Origin of the sequence: Nitrosococcus watsonii C-113, from assembly GCF_000143085.1 — a bacterium.
Lineage (GTDB): Bacteria > Pseudomonadota > Gammaproteobacteria > Nitrosococcales > Nitrosococcaceae > Nitrosococcus > Nitrosococcus watsonii.
This window is the reverse complement of record NC_014315.1, coordinates 1,329,316-1,343,069: the sequence shown is the minus strand read 5'-3', so window position 1 is coordinate 1,343,069 and position 13,754 is coordinate 1,329,316. Positions and strand designations below refer to the sequence as shown.

Sequence of the window (13,754 nt, the reverse complement as noted above, 5' to 3'; positions counted from 1 at the left end):
CACTCAGGATAAAATCAAGGTTTTTGCTCAGTCTATGGATAATGGATAAATGGCTTGTTATCGGTGGTGGAATCCACGGTACTTGCAGCGCAATTGCTCTACGGGAGGAAGGGGTGGCTGCCGCGGATATCACCATTATTGACCCTCACCATCACCTGCTGGCGCGCTGGCAACAATACACTCAGCGGACAGGCATGTCCTATCTGCGATCACCGGGAGTCCACCATTTACATCCCGATCCCCTCCATCTGCATCGCTTCGCCCTTCAACGCCCGCAGCCAGAAGGGGCTCATCACCAGGACTTTATGCTTCCCCACTATCGTCCCTCTTTAGAGTTATTTCGGGCTCACTGCGAAGCGCTTATCCATGAATACCAGCTTGACCAGCGGCTCCTTTCAGCCCGGGCGGAAGGGCTGTCCCGCCCTTCTCTTCCCCAATTTACGGTGGAAACATCCCTAGGACCCCTTCACGCCCGCTATCTCATTCTCGCCATGGGGGCAGGAGAACAGCCCCATTGGCCAGACTGGGCCAAGCCCTTCAAAAGAAAAGACTCCCCCCTACAACATCTCTATGATCCCAATCCCCTGCCAACTCTTCAGGAAAAACACCTGGTAGTCGTGGGCGGGGGACTAAGCGCCATTCAGTTTGCTATTACCGCAAGCAAGCAATCCTCCAGCCCCGTTATGCTTCTCATGCGCCACTCACTACGGATTCACGCCTTTGACAGCGATCCCGGCTGGCTGGGTCCCAAAAAACTAAATAATTTTCGGCAAATACGGGACTTCTCCTTGCGCCGCCGCCTTATTGATAAGGCTCGCCACCGAGGCTCAGTTCCCTTGGACATAGCACGGCAATTATGGCGTGCTCTTAGGGAAGAGCGAATTCAGCTTATCCACGATCAAATAACAGGAGCTACCCTAAACCGAAATCAAAGCCTGCGGCTTTACTTGAATAAACGGGCCGACCCGCTCATCACTGACAGAGTCGTCCTTGCCACCGGCTTTGGTCGCCAGCGTCCCGGCGGAAAATGGCTAGAAAAAGCCATTGCCGAACTGGGTTTACCCGTGCATACAGATAATTACCCTCTTGTGGATTCCCACCTACGCTGGACCGAGGGGATTTTCGTGACAGGCCCTCTCGCCGAACTTGAACTGGGGCCTGCTGCCCGCAATATCGCGGGAGCGCGTATGGCTGCTGCCCGCATCCGCGCTGCTTCAAGGGTATAAAGACCTCTCACCCTAGCGTCCCCCTGCCACCCGCGAGCTAGGCCGTGCACTTGTCCTCATCGCAACCAGCATTGCCGCCAGCGTTCTCCGCTTCGGCTAGAGGCGCCGCTTTCGCTTCACTAATCAGGGTCGCAATATCCGCCCCTACCTGGATATCGTCGTCGCGGCCAAAACTATGCTTGCGAAGACGGCCTTTATGATCAATCAAGATCAGGCTAGGAGTCCCCTGCATTCCATAGGCGCGCATCGTCAGTGGCAACCCTGATTGCCCATCTGGCTGATCGACGCCGATGGGAAAGGTATAACGATATTCATGAATAAAAACTTCAAGCGCCTGGGGAGTCATGACCTCATGGTGCTCGAACACCGTATGCAAACCCACCACCACGACTTCATTGGCGTCAAAAACATTATAAATTTTCTGGGTCTGGGGCAAACCATGTACTACACACCCGGGGCAAAGCATTTGAAAAGCGTGCATCACCACGACCTTCCCTCGAAGGTCAGCGAGCTGCAACGGCTGCTGGGTATTAAACCATTGGGCTACCTTCCACTCAGGAGCTAAAGTTCCACTAGCGCGCATAGTCTATTCTCCAAATTTCTCTCTTAATTTCCGGTAAATAAATAAATTATGCCAGGGTGAGTTCCCTGCAAGCAATTTATCGGCCCCACGATTTCTTAACCGGTTTGAGCCAGCAGCGGCAGGCACCTGGCGGGAATGCGAGAATTTAACATCCGAACCGGTACCTGTAACCATGCCACCAAGTCTTGCCAGACCCGCTCAGCCTCTCGGTCCCGCAATAGCATATGGTAGCCTGCGGGATAAAAAGCCACCGAGTGGGGACCTGGAAGCTCCTCCAAGAGATGGCAAATGGGCCGTTCAGGAATCACTTGATCTCGGCCTCCATATAACACCAGCGTAGGCATATGAAGTTGGGGAATAACCTTCCGGGCCTTATCCATAAGCTGAACCATGCCATAAAGGGCATCGATTCGGGTTTCCTTGATAATCAGGGGATCAGCACGCATTCGTTTTAGCATCTCCCTATTATCCGAAGCTTTAATTTTCAAACTACTTCCAGTGAGCTTCAACCAGGGCAACGTATGGGCAGACACCCAGAGCAGTGATCGGTACCAACTATTCAGACTTTGCCCGCCCCAAACTGCCGGGGCAACTAGGATCAAACGATCCACCAAGAGCGCCTCAGGACCCGCCAAAGCCACCATGGCAACGGCTCCCCCCATGCTTTCGCCTAGCAGATAAAGGGGGCGATTTCGATGGCGGGTGCCCACGGCCCGGATAAAGGCGCGGAGATCCTTGACAAGCAATTCCACACCTGGCCACTTCCCCCGCTGCCGCGTGGCGCCAAAGCCCCGCTGATCATAGGCATAAACAGCAACTCCTTGTTGCGCTAAATACGTGCCCACCTTGGCGAAAGCACGGCTGTAATCATTAAAGCCATGAACCCCAATGACGATGGAACGGGGCTCCCCTTTCGGCAGCCAGGTACGTACGGGAAGAATTTCGCCATCCGCGGTAATAAACCGCGCTGTCTCCAACAGGGGGCTTTGCAACGGTTCATCCAGAGAATGCTGAACGTAGGGGGCGCAGGCCACAAGCGTTAACAACCCTACCACCAGTATGATTCCCACGGTACGAAATAGCATCATCCTACGCGAAGCTAATCACAAGGTACGGTTCGTTCGACCGCCCACGACCGCAAGTAGGCGATCCTCTCTGCCATCGTGACCGATAGCGGTCGGGTTAAAGCAATTTCCGCGGCAATGGACTGGGTATCGAGAACGGAACTTTGAGCATGGGTGGAATAATAAGCAGAAACAACCACCTGTTCGATTTCCGCACCGGAAAACCCCTCACTCATGGTGGCCAGATGGGGAATGTCAATCACGGTCATGTCTGCATTTCGCTTGGCTAGATGGATACGGAAAATCGTTTCCCGGGCTGTCTGATCCGGTAAATCCACAAAAAATATCTCGTCAAAACGGCCTTTGCGGATCAGTTCCGGCGGCAGGGCCTCGATATCATTGGCCGTTGCGACCATAAATACCGGCGCTTTTTTCTCCGCCAGCCAGGTTAATAAAGTCCCCAGCACGCGGCGGGAAGTAGCATTGTCCGAACCCTCCGTGGATACCCCCTTTTCAATCTCATCAATCCATAGCACACAAGGCGCCATCGCTTCAGACATGTTGAGAGACTCGCGCAGGTTGCGCTCGGTCTCGCCAAAAAATTTATTATAAAGTGCGCCAAAATCGAGCCGCAACAAGGGAATCCCCCACGCCCCCGCGACCACCTTTGCCGCCAAACTTTTTCCACATCCTTGCACCCCTAATAATAAAATCCCCTTGGGTACTGCCAACGGAGAAGGCTGGGGGCCGCTTATTAAGGGGTCGCGGCGCTGTTCCAACCAATGCTTAAGCCGCTTGAAACCGCCAATATCAGCAAAACGCGCGCTCTCATACTCAAAGGTAAGCACCCCTGCTTGATTGAGAAGCTCGTACTTCGCCTTCATCACCCGTTGCAAATCGAGGCGGGTCACTGCTCCATCATTAAAGATTCCATTGCGAGCCAAACGTTTAGCATCCTTGTAACTCAAACCCGATAAATTACTCACCAGCATCCGCAGCGCCTGGGGATCAGCTTTAACCGGTTTACCGTTGTGCTTGCGGGACCATTCCCTGGCGACTTCCCGCACGAGATTGTCTAATTCCGATGGGTTTGGCAAGGTTAGCACAGCACGAGCTGAGAACTTGTGTAATTCTGGCGGAATATTGAGACGATGGCTCAACAATACTAGCGTATGGCTCCGAGTTTCAGCGGTTAAGGCGATATCCTTCAACAGGCGCACATGGAACGGATCGTCCAAATAAGGATGAAAATCCGCAAGAATGAAAAGGCCCGGCGAAGAAACCGCCTTAATATGCTGCAATACGTCAAGGGGCTTGCTGTTATGGCGTTGAGGAGCATAATCCAAATCCATACGTTGCAGGCCCTCCGTCACGCTCCATTTAAAGGTCGGTTTAGCTAGGCGCCGCGCAATTTGCATGAGCAAATCTACCGCACGCAGCTCTTCATGAGTCTCAATCACGATGATGGGAATGTGAGATTTAATCAGCAGTTCGATATCGTAGTGATCGCTCATGGGGGCCTACTTTACGTTATCCATTTCCGTGGAATTTATCGGTAACCCAAAAAGAGTCTGAAGAGAGATCCCAAAGGAAGGCTTTCCCGCCAGCAACCTTTTATTAGCCCCAGAAACTAGACACTAGCAGCAGAAGATTTTCTGGGTATTAGCAATAATTCGTCGCTAAATAGCGACTCTATTGGCTGCCGTAGTCAATCTTTAGACTCGTGGAATACAGGGGAAAAGTCACCAAGTTATGGGTAGCCTATTATTTGCTTTATTATTGCCTCCAGCGCCTGAATTAGATCGCGCCAACCACAATACGTATCATCCATAAAACTATTAAAAGTTTTTTTCTAAATTCAAGAGGATTTCCATGTATCTCCATCGAAAAATGCTTTGCTTCGCGTTCTTGATATCAACGTTATGCTCCTTATCAACGGTCGCTTTTGCCATAGAAGAGAAATTAGCTATCATAAAAAATAACGCTAATGGACAGGGACTAACGCTTCAAGTATATACACCTCCGCTTGCCCCCAAAAACAGATTAGAGGCTAAGCTTTTTCAAGATGTCCAGATTTTTGGAAATGTTGCAAGCCTCGCAGCCGGAAATATCAACGGAACAACAGGCGATGAATTTATTTTCCTCACGGATGGAAGTTTTGGAAGTAACGGCCTTTATCTTTATACAGTCAAGCCGGAAGATGGCGCCTTGTCCTTCCACTTGCTGGCGGATGATAGATCTCTGGAGAGAAATGTCCAATTTGCTACCCTCTGCGATTGCGATTCCGATCCTGAGAAAGAGCTAGCTATCATTAAGCGCCTTCAAAATGGGAGCCATCAACTCATCATTTACGATCTTCCCACCCGCCGCTGGGGGAATGCTTTGGCAATTGCGGGCGCTGCGAATATTGGCAATAACATCATTGGCCTCAGCGCTGGTGATATGGCGGGTAACAGCAAAAGCGAGTTGGTCATCGCCCAAAAAAATGGAAACGGCACGGTTAGAGTAGAAATTTACTCACCTCCCTCTTCTCTTTCCGATAGCCTCGGACCACCGTTACTTAGTTATAGCGACCTCGGTAGTGATATTATACCGGATGGTCTTGCCGTGGGTGATTTCGATCATGATTCAGAGGATGAAATCGCACTTGTTCGCTCCCTAAAAAACGGGGCTCACGGGTTAGACATCCTGAAAGCTCCCACCGCCTTTGGGGATGAAGACCCCGTTTTTATTGCGAGTAATGTCAACATCGGCCAAAACGTCGCCAAAATGACCGCTTTTAAAATAAACACCGCCGGACCTTCCTTTAACCAACCCCCGCAGGCAGTAGTTAATGCCAATCCTCGGAAAGGCTCCTTGCCGCTCACCGTCACGCTTGATGGCAGCAATAGCCAGGATGCGGATGGATTTATTCAACACTATCTTTGGGAATTTGATAACGGCCAAATTATTACCGGTCCAAAGCTCCAATATACTTACGACACGCCAGGGGCGCATGTAGTTACCCTGACAGTCATCGACAATGAAAATAGCCAAGATTCCACCCAAATCACCATTGAAGCAACGGAGGCTGCTAATAATAACGACACTACCGATAGCCAGAATCTTCTTCCCGCCGAGCGGGAGCTTATCAAGCTGATTAACCAAGAGCGGCAAAAATATAATCTCGCTTCCCTGAAGGTCCATAGTGCTCTTGTTACTGCCGCAAAGGAACACTCCAAGGACATGGCCCAGAACAATTTTATCAGCCATACGGGCTCGGACGGTTCAAGCCCATTTACGCGGATGGCCGATGCGGGTTATCGGTTCCGCACGGCAGGAGAAAATGTCGCCGCTGGGTATTCCTCGCCCCAAGCAGTACTCGCTGGCTGGATGAATAGCCCCGGACATCGGCGTAATCTCTTAAATGCCAATTACTGCGAATTGGGTGTCGGCTATGCCTATCAAGGAAGGAGCACCTATGGGCGCTATTGGACTCTAACGCTAGGATGCCGCTAGGCTACGTTCTTCGTGCAGAGGAATTTTACATGGCTGGCAGCTACCATGGTAAATTGCTAACTTGTAAGGAAGCTGCCGTTAATCCATGAACAAGGGAGAAAAGAATGAACCCATTAGATTCTATTCCAGGCACTATTGTTTCGGGGTTTATCCTAACGGGGGTGTTGATTGTCATCATTAAAATGATAGCAGGCGGTTAAGCGTTTTTATAAAACCCTATGGAGATGACTTTATGGAATCAATAACTTCTTTAGCCCTTGATCGCTGGCTACACTTTCTCGCGGGTATTACCTGGATTGGGCTACTGTACTATTTTAATTTCGTGCAGGCACCCGCCGCGGCGGAAGCCGCTAAGGACCAGGGAGGACCCGGCCCAGCCGCTATTGGCAAATACATCACCCCCCGCGCCCTATTGTGGTTTAGATGGTCGGCGCTGGTAACTTGGCTGTCCGGAGCTTATTATTTAATGGTGGCGCCCCAGTATAGTTTGCACGGTGCTTTTACCCTAGGAATAGGCGCCAATAACGTAGCCTTGACTACCATTGGAATGGGCGCCTGGTTAGGGACGATCATGCTATTTAATGTCTGGGTTCTCATCTGGCCTAATCAGAAGAAAGTGCTAGGCTTGGTTGCCGCTACTGAGGAAGAAAAAGCCAAGGCCAAGCGGATAGCATTTCTCGCTTCCCGGAGCAATACTTTATTATCCGTGCCCATGCTTTTATTTATGGGAGGGGCTTCTCACGGCCTGCCATTTTAAGAAACGCCGGAAAGCCCAGCCTGAGAGTTATTATTCAGTCTAGGCTTTCCGGCTCCTGATAGCAAGCATGGCTTCATTCCCCATCCAGCAACTACGATCCTTGGCCGCGCGTACCCCAGGGAATTTGGGCAATTGCTTAACACAGTCCATGCCTGCCGTAGGCTGATCCCGGAAATAACTTTCCGAATACCCTATAATGAGATCTATTAAAATACGGATCGATCATTCGCCAGATAATGACTCCGTCTACTTCTGCTGATTCTTATCCCGATAGGTTGACCCTATATGTCAATGCTCAGATTTCTCCCAGGAATTATTATTATTCAGGCAGCTACCGCCATCCTTGTTTTTGCCTTTCTGGAACATCCTGGAACGAACTGGCTTCCTTATGGGCTGCTTGCATTAATTGCCAGCTTTATGACGGCTTTCTGGTTCGCTTCCATCGCTGATCACATCAGAAAAGATGCCTTGGTACGAACGAAGGAAAAGCTACTTCAAGAGCGAGAACAACTCCTCGTCTCCACGGAAAAAGAAAAGAACCGTGCCTTCGAACAAACCCATAAGCGTATTGTAAAAGAAACCAATCGCGCCCATGCTAAAGCTAATTTTAAGGTGGGCGCAGCCGTCGTTGGAGCAGCGGCTGTCGGGGTAGGGCTGCTTACTCTGCAATTTTTTACCGTTGGCATCTTGACCCTGCTGGCCGCCGGCGGCGCTCTGACTGGCTATGCAGTGCGGGCCCGCCAAGAAAGCCTAAAGGGAAAAGAAGCTAAAAAAAACCTATTTCGGCGTAAACCCATGGAACTTATCGAGGCAGAAACTTCAGGACCCAATCCTCCCCGCCTGGAAAAGAAACCCCAGCAAGATGAATCAAACCCTGATCATCAGCGCCCATCCGGATGACATGGAAATTGGCATGGGGGGGACCGCGGCTAAAAAAGCGGCCTCGGGTTGCCATATTACCTCGGTCATTTTAACCGATGGGAGAAGAAGCCCCAATCCCTTTGGCTGGCCGGAAGAAACTTTGGTAGATATTCGTAAACAAGAGGCCACTCGAGCGGCGGGAGTATTAGGAATCAACGAAGTTATTTTCTTTGATCTCCCTGATCTAAAAAACACTTCCCATTACCATTCAGCAAAGGATCAGCTTAGCGAGCTCATCATGCGGCTTCAGCCTGAAGAGGTCTATTCCCTCCACGATCACTGGGACCGGCATCCTACCCACCGGCTGGCGGGACAACTGACCCGAAAATGTATTGAAGAAACACCCCTATCCATAAACGCCCTATGGGCCTATGAGGTGTGGGGATTATTCCCCCGTTGGGATCGCCTTGAATATATCGATGACCAGATAGGGAAAAAAATGCAGGCGATAGGAGAACACAAAAGTCAACTTGCCTCCATCCCCTATGGAGAAGGGATTTTGGGGCTTAATCGCTGGCGGGCAGTCTTTGCCGATCCACAACAAAACACCCCTCAAGGAGTCTTTGCGGAAGTTTTTTTCACCATGAAGTTATAGGCTTTTTCTATTACTGGTAGATAATAGATATGAATGAGCCATGGCTTCAATAAAGAAATTGCTAAATCCCCAAAAGGAAGGATAATCCTCCTGCTTTTTGATTAACGACGCCGGAACTCTTAAATCCACTGCGAGAAGCCTCCAGAACTCGCACCATCACTTACATGGGATAGCCCTGTCACTATCTTCATGAACACGTGCCGGGAAGCGACTTCCCAGCAAAGTATGGCGCCACTCTTTTTTTAAGATTTTCCGCCCCAATACGCACCTCTGCCAGACCCTAACGCAGCTGCTTGATCTCTGCTTCCAGAACCGCCAACGCCCTCCCTACTCATGCCGCCGAGATTCTTTTCACAACCGCCAGCCGCCCAGCAACCTCTGGCCCGGAATTCCGGTGTATAGATCAATTCATTTTAACCGCCCAGTTGACTGCAACGCCTGCTTGGACTCCTTATACTCGACGATCTTCTGACAAAGTAACTCACCTATTCGCTTAATTTCACTGTCTAATTGTTTAGAATAGTCAAATTTAATTCCGCCATACTTGGTGGTCTCATCGAATATCCCTGGAGATACGTCGCTAAACCATACTGAAATTATCGCTTTGTCACCGAATCGTTCTTTAAACTGTTCTGATTCAAATCTGGTCCAAACTCGTTTAGGGTATTCCCTGCCAAGAAGAACAATCACAAATGAAGCTTCACTTCGATAGATAGGCGCAAGATAGTCTTCAATGTTTTCCGCAAGAATCCGATGTTGCTCATTATTATCGTAAAATACCGAAAGTTCACGCTCCTCCAGAAAACTAAAGAGTTTTTCTGCAACAACCCTATCTGCACCAGCCGAAGGACAGGGCATAATCATACGTTGAATCAAAATCGACTGATCGGTATCCTATTTTTTCACAAAACTTAGACCACAACAGGTTCCTGATAAAATATACAAATTTAGGATCTTCAATGCTAAGTTCTCTTGTCTGGCTATCGAAGTGAATAACATCCTGCAATTCACTATTCTTGGCGATGTGGTCAGCAAGAAAACCCTTATCTACTATTTGGCTTACACTGCTACGATGTGCGGGATTCTTTCTAATTGCATCAGATATATTTAAAGACCAATCTTTTGCAGTTGCTAGCCAATAAAGCAAAAAGAAATAGGGCGCTCTTCCCTCTTTTCGTAACCGAGGGCCTGTGGCAAACGGTTTGGCCTTCTCAAAAAATGTCTTTGATAAGTCACCAAGAACTCGTTCACGAACAACTTCCATGCTAGAGATAGTTCCTTTTTTTCGTTCCATTTCCCCAAGAATTTCAGCTTCAATACAACATTCATGGCATAGCATCTGTGCTAAGTGAAAACTGCCTTGGGATTCTACAATAATTTCATTCTTGATATTTATCGTGATATTTAGAGCATTCTCTCCCTTCGATATAAGCTCTTCAACCTTATTTTCTGGATTAGATTCAAATGCAATCGTATCTATCCTTCCGGTCAAATCAGAAGCATAATTCAATAGAGATTGTCCAGCTTTATTAATACCTACAATGATAATCTTGCTATTTTCGTTTTCCGTATCTGCAAGTCTCTTAATATAATCTGCTAATATAGATTTTGTTTCTTCTGGCAATCTATGAAAATCATCGATAAGAACTATTCCTAAATTACCCAGTTCAGGTAAAGCAGCAATCACATCATAATCATCTGTATTTCTTCCCGAAAGTTTCGTAACATTGCCACCAGGAGAAAGAGATTCGATGATTTTTAAGACGCTTGTAGTTTTCCCTATACCTGACGGTCCTTCAACAATAGTTCCGCGCCCGGGGATTCGGATGGAAACAAGAAGTGACTTGTATTCCGCTGGTTCAACGAAAGTGTAAGTAGGTATCCCGGATCGTTTGTAAACTTCTTCTAGTTTTTTCATTTTTGTGCTATCCATCTTGCAGCAGATCTACTAAATAAGGCCTTACTCAAATCTAACTATTTTCTAAAGCTGCACGAACACAGCTAATCAAGTAGCTGTACTGTCTACGCTTTTATGTGGAAACGATTAAAAGAGAGCCTTATCGACCCTCATTAAAAAGGATGCGGCGCTACTACTCATTTATTATGCCCAAAATATCGCTTCGTTCTTGCCTATCCAAACCCGCTATATCTTTAGCTAAGCCGATATACCATGGCAACGACACCTAATCGAATCACAGCCCTATTTCCACTGCTGGCGCTCATGGGGGCCGGAGTAGCCTACCACTATCCTGAACCCTGGGTAGCTTTCAAATCGGCTATCGTACCCTTATTAGGCTTGATCATGTTCGGCATGGGAATGACCCTTAAAGCCAATGACTTTGCGCTCATTTTCAAGCAGCCCCAAGTCGTTGCCACGGGTATCCTGTTACAGTTTTTATTGATGCCCCTCATCGCCTGGATAGTAAGCCACCTTTTTAGCTTACCGGCATATCTTACCGTTGGCATGATTCTGCTGGGATGCAGCCCAGGAGGCACCGCATCCAATGTAGTGTGTTATCTAGCCCGGGGTGATGTGGCCCTTTCCATCACCCTAACGGCCGCTTCCACGCTTCTATCCGTTCTCGCCACGCCTTTTCTTACCTGGCTTTATGTGGGGCAACAAGTCCCAGTGCCAATAGCTGATATGCTGCAAAGTATTTTGATAATTGTGCTGCTTCCTGTCACCTTAGGGGTTATCATCAATACTTTTTTCGGCCAACGGCTAGGCAGGTTCACTGACGTTTTTCCCGTCATTTCGGTTTTTGCCATCGTGCTTATCGTGGCGATCATAGTGGCCATTAACCAGGATAAACTGACTCTCATTGCCCCAACAATCGCCCTCTGTATCTTGTTACATAATGGGCTGGGCCTGGCAAGCGGCTATGGCTTAGCCCAGGCCCTCGGTTTCAATCAACGTCAAGCCCGCACCATAGCCATTGAGGTAGGCATGCAGAATTCAGGTCTAGCGGTGGCCCTGGCCTTAAAATACTTTACCGCCCAAGCTGCCCTTCCTGGAGCTTTATTTAGTATCTGGCACAATCTCTCCGGTTCTCTACTGGCCTATTACTGGTCACGCCGCCCTAGCCGCGTCCCCGGAAAATCCTTAAGAACCGAAAATTATCCTCTCCGAAAGAAGGCTTCCACCTCTTCAATATCCTGGCTTTGGGCTATGCTCGGCAGACTTTCTAGGAACAAACGACCATAGGATTTACTGCGAAGGCGAGGATCACAGAGCATCAATACACCTCGATCATGCTCATCGCGAATCAGCCGCCCCACGCCTTGCTTAAGCTGAATGACAGCATTGGGAAGTTGATAGTCCATAAAGGGATTACCGCCCTGGCGGCGAATGGCCTCAATTCTGGCTTGCAGTAGCGGTTCGCCTGGCGAAGCAAAAGGCAATTTATCAATGATGACGCAGGATAAAGCCTCGCCGCGGACATCCACGCCCTCCCAAAAACTGCTCGTACCTAACAATACACCATTACCCAAAGCGCGGAAGCGGCGTAGCAACTCGCTGCGCGGCGCGCTGCCCTGAACTAATAAAGGAAAGGTGATTCGGTCCTTGAGCAAACCATGGGCTTCCTTTAGCGCCCGATGGCTGGTAAACAGCAAAAAGGCACGGCCGCGGCTAGCTTCAAGTACCGGCAGGGCTTCTTCGATCACGGCCTGGGTATAACCAGGATCGTGGGGCTCAGGGAGCCCAACGGGCTGATACAAAAGGGCTTGCCGCTGGAAATCAAAGGGACTTTCCCAACGGTAGGTGGCGGGCATTGTTAAACCTAGCTGATGATTGAAATGATCAAAGTACTCCCCTACCGCCATGGTGGCCGAAGTAAATATCCAAGCGCCCGGCCGACACTCCATGTAAGCCTGAAAATTTTCACTGATTGCCAAAGGACTCGCACTTAAAATAAAGGATCGGTGGTAGGTTTCGAACCAATAAACAAAATCATCGCTTGCCTCTTCAGCAAACATCGCAAGCTGCTCCCGCAAACTCCCACAGCGCTTAAAACAATGATCCAAACCCTTGCCCCGCACCGCCGCCGGCTCAAGTTCTACTTCCAAATCCGCCAAAGCCTTACTTAGTTGCTCTAGCGCTAGGGCCACCGGCGGCGTATCCGCAACCTTCCGCCAAGCCAAGCGACGCTCTCCGAGACCCAAGGCCAAGCGGAAATCGGCCACAGTCTTCTCCAGCCACTGACAAGCATCGCGGATAGCTAGCATATCGGGAGCGTCATTGCGTTGTTCTGCTCCACTATCACGGGCCAGATCTAACAATTGACGACCGCTCACCCGGCGTCCAAAAAAGCGGGAGGCAGTTTCAGGAAGTTGATGGGCCTCATCCAGAATATAAGCCTTGGCTAGCGGCAGCAGATCGCCATGGCCTTCCTCCTGTAGCGCCATATCCGATAATAACAAATGATGGTTTACCACCAGGATATCGGCTTCCTGGGCCTGCCGCCGGGCCGCCATCAAATGACATTCCGCAAATGAGGGACACCCTTGCCCAAAACAGTTATCCGCGGTGGAGGTAATTCGGGGCCACACGGGGGAATCATCCGCAACGCCACTCAACTCACCGATATCGCCAGCGGAAGTCTGGCGCGCCCACAGTTGCGCCTTCACCAGATCCACAGCCAAACGACCATGACTCGCCTCCCCTTCCTGGGTAAACAAATGTAGACGGTGGAGGCAAAGATAATTACTCCGCCCTTTAAGCAGGGCTACCTGGGCGGAAATACCCAAGGCATTTTTCACCAAGGGTAAATCCCGATGGTAAAGCTGATCCTGGAGATGTTTAGTCCCCGTGGAAATGATGACCTTGACCCCTGACAATAATGCTGGTACCAGATAAGCGTAGGTTTTACCCGTTCCTGTACCTGCTTCAGTCACTAACGTTTGTCTTCCTTCTAACGCCCTGGCAACCACTTCCGCCATTTCCTGTTGCTGGCGGCGCGGGGTAAATCCTTCAATTTGGCGGGCTAAAGGACCGTCTTCGCCTAGAAGTTCAACCACGGAAAATAAAGCGTATTCCATGGGCACGTTATTGGAGATCGCTGTACACTATCGTTAAAATTGCCGCTAAACTACTATCGTTATAGCTTAA

At 49.5% G+C, this 13,754-nt stretch carries 12 protein-coding genes; 6 read left to right on the top strand and 6 right to left on the bottom strand.

Features of this window, described 5'->3' with window-relative positions:
- Nucleotides 1–41: 41 nt before the first annotated feature.
- Nucleotides 42–1,226: an NAD(P)-binding domain-containing protein gene (locus NWAT_RS06150; protein WP_013220273.1), complete on the top strand. Its 1,185-nt coding sequence runs from the start codon at nt 42–44 to the stop codon at nt 1,224–1,226.
- A gap of 37 nt (nt 1,227–1,263) precedes the next feature.
- Here NWAT_RS06150 and NWAT_RS06145 read toward each other — a convergent pair whose 3' ends face one another.
- The 3 genes from NWAT_RS06145 to NWAT_RS06135 all read right to left on the bottom strand — a co-directional run bounded on the left by NWAT_RS06145 (nt 1,264) and on the right by NWAT_RS06135 (nt 4,387).
- Nucleotides 1,264–1,809 (bottom strand): peroxiredoxin family protein, encoded by a 546-nt coding sequence (locus tag NWAT_RS06145; RefSeq protein WP_013220272.1) that lies wholly within the window; start codon nt 1,807–1,809, stop codon nt 1,264–1,266.
- A gap of 95 nt (nt 1,810–1,904) precedes the next feature.
- Complete coding sequence (locus NWAT_RS06140) at nt 1,905–2,897, bottom strand: alpha/beta hydrolase (RefSeq protein WP_232420220.1); 993 nt, start codon at nt 2,895–2,897, stop codon at nt 1,905–1,907.
- A gap of 11 nt (nt 2,898–2,908) precedes the next feature.
- A complete protein-coding gene (locus NWAT_RS06135; RefSeq protein ID WP_013220270.1) occupies nt 2,909–4,387 on the bottom strand; it encodes an AAA family ATPase in 1,479 nt (492 codons plus the stop codon).
- A gap of 358 nt (nt 4,388–4,745) precedes the next feature.
- Between NWAT_RS06135 and NWAT_RS06130 the strand changes: the two genes are divergently transcribed.
- The 4 genes from NWAT_RS06130 to NWAT_RS06115 all read left to right on the top strand — a co-directional run bounded on the left by NWAT_RS06130 (nt 4,746) and on the right by NWAT_RS06115 (nt 8,644).
- Nucleotides 4,746–6,371 carry a CAP domain-containing protein gene (locus tag NWAT_RS06130; protein WP_013220269.1) on the top strand — a complete coding sequence of 542 codons (1,626 nt, stop codon included), beginning with the start codon at nt 4,746–4,748 and terminating at the stop codon, nt 6,369–6,371.
- A gap of 232 nt (nt 6,372–6,603) precedes the next feature.
- Nucleotides 6,604–7,128 (top strand): urate hydroxylase PuuD, encoded by a 525-nt coding sequence (locus tag NWAT_RS06125; RefSeq protein WP_013220267.1) that lies wholly within the window; start codon nt 6,604–6,606, stop codon nt 7,126–7,128.
- A 285-nt stretch (nt 7,129–7,413) separates the two neighbouring features.
- Nucleotides 7,414–8,028: a hypothetical protein gene (locus NWAT_RS06120; protein WP_013220266.1), complete on the top strand. Its 615-nt coding sequence runs from the start codon at nt 7,414–7,416 to the stop codon at nt 8,026–8,028.
- On the top strand, nt 7,991–8,644 hold the full coding sequence (locus NWAT_RS06115; RefSeq protein WP_013220265.1) for a PIG-L deacetylase family protein: 654 nt from the start codon (nt 7,991–7,993) through the stop codon (nt 8,642–8,644). The genes NWAT_RS06120 and NWAT_RS06115 overlap by 38 nt, the downstream gene beginning before the upstream one ends.
- Nucleotides 8,645–9,052: 408 nt before the next feature.
- Here the strand turns inward: NWAT_RS06115 and NWAT_RS16960 are convergent, their stop codons facing one another.
- Both NWAT_RS16960 and NWAT_RS06110 read right to left on the bottom strand, forming a co-directional pair.
- Nucleotides 9,053–9,520: a TIR domain-containing protein gene (locus tag NWAT_RS16960; protein ID WP_198342181.1), complete on the bottom strand. Its 468-nt coding sequence runs from the start codon at nt 9,518–9,520 to the stop codon at nt 9,053–9,055.
- On the bottom strand, nt 9,474–10,562 hold the full coding sequence (locus tag NWAT_RS06110) for a P-loop NTPase family protein (protein ID WP_198342180.1): 1,089 nt from the start codon (nt 10,560–10,562) through the stop codon (nt 9,474–9,476). The genes NWAT_RS16960 and NWAT_RS06110 overlap by 47 nt, the downstream gene beginning before the upstream one ends.
- A 252-nt stretch (nt 10,563–10,814) precedes the next feature.
- Between NWAT_RS06110 and NWAT_RS06105 the strand changes: the two genes are divergently transcribed.
- Entirely contained in the window at nt 10,815–11,849 is a 1,035-nt protein-coding gene (locus tag NWAT_RS06105) for a bile acid:sodium symporter family protein (RefSeq protein ID WP_013220264.1), read from the top strand.
- Here the strand turns inward: NWAT_RS06105 and NWAT_RS06100 are convergent.
- Nucleotides 11,762–13,684, bottom strand: a complete 1,923-nt coding sequence (locus NWAT_RS06100) for an ATP-dependent DNA helicase (protein ID WP_013220263.1) — start codon at nt 13,682–13,684, stop codon at nt 11,762–11,764. The genes NWAT_RS06105 and NWAT_RS06100 overlap by 88 nt on opposite strands.
- Nucleotides 13,685–13,754: the final 70 nt, after the last annotated feature.

Coding starts and splice junctions, on each gene's coding strand:
- NWAT_RS06150 (WP_013220273.1), top strand. CDS start 42: ATGGATAAATGGCTTGTTATCGGTGGTGGAATCCACGGTACTTGCAGC.
- NWAT_RS06145 (WP_013220272.1), bottom strand. CDS start 1,809: ATGCGCGCTAGTGGAACTTTAGCTCCTGAGTGGAAGGTAGCCCAATGG.
- NWAT_RS06140 (WP_232420220.1), bottom strand. CDS start 2,897: ATGATGCTATTTCGTACCGTGGGAATCATACTGGTGGTAGGGTTGTTA.
- NWAT_RS06135 (WP_013220270.1), bottom strand. CDS start 4,387: ATGAGCGATCACTACGATATCGAACTGCTGATTAAATCTCACATTCCC.
- NWAT_RS06130 (WP_013220269.1), top strand. CDS start 4,746: ATGTATCTCCATCGAAAAATGCTTTGCTTCGCGTTCTTGATATCAACG.
- NWAT_RS06125 (WP_013220267.1), top strand. CDS start 6,604: ATGGAATCAATAACTTCTTTAGCCCTTGATCGCTGGCTACACTTTCTC.
- NWAT_RS06120 (WP_013220266.1), top strand. CDS start 7,414: ATGTCAATGCTCAGATTTCTCCCAGGAATTATTATTATTCAGGCAGCT.
- NWAT_RS06115 (WP_013220265.1), top strand. CDS start 7,991: ATGAATCAAACCCTGATCATCAGCGCCCATCCGGATGACATGGAAATT.
- NWAT_RS06110 (WP_198342180.1), bottom strand. CDS start 10,562: ATGAAAAAACTAGAAGAAGTTTACAAACGATCCGGGATACCTACTTAC.
- NWAT_RS06105 (WP_013220264.1), top strand. CDS start 10,815: ATGGCAACGACACCTAATCGAATCACAGCCCTATTTCCACTGCTGGCG.
- NWAT_RS06100 (WP_013220263.1), bottom strand. CDS start 13,684: ATGGAATACGCTTTATTTTCCGTGGTTGAACTTCTAGGCGAAGACGGT.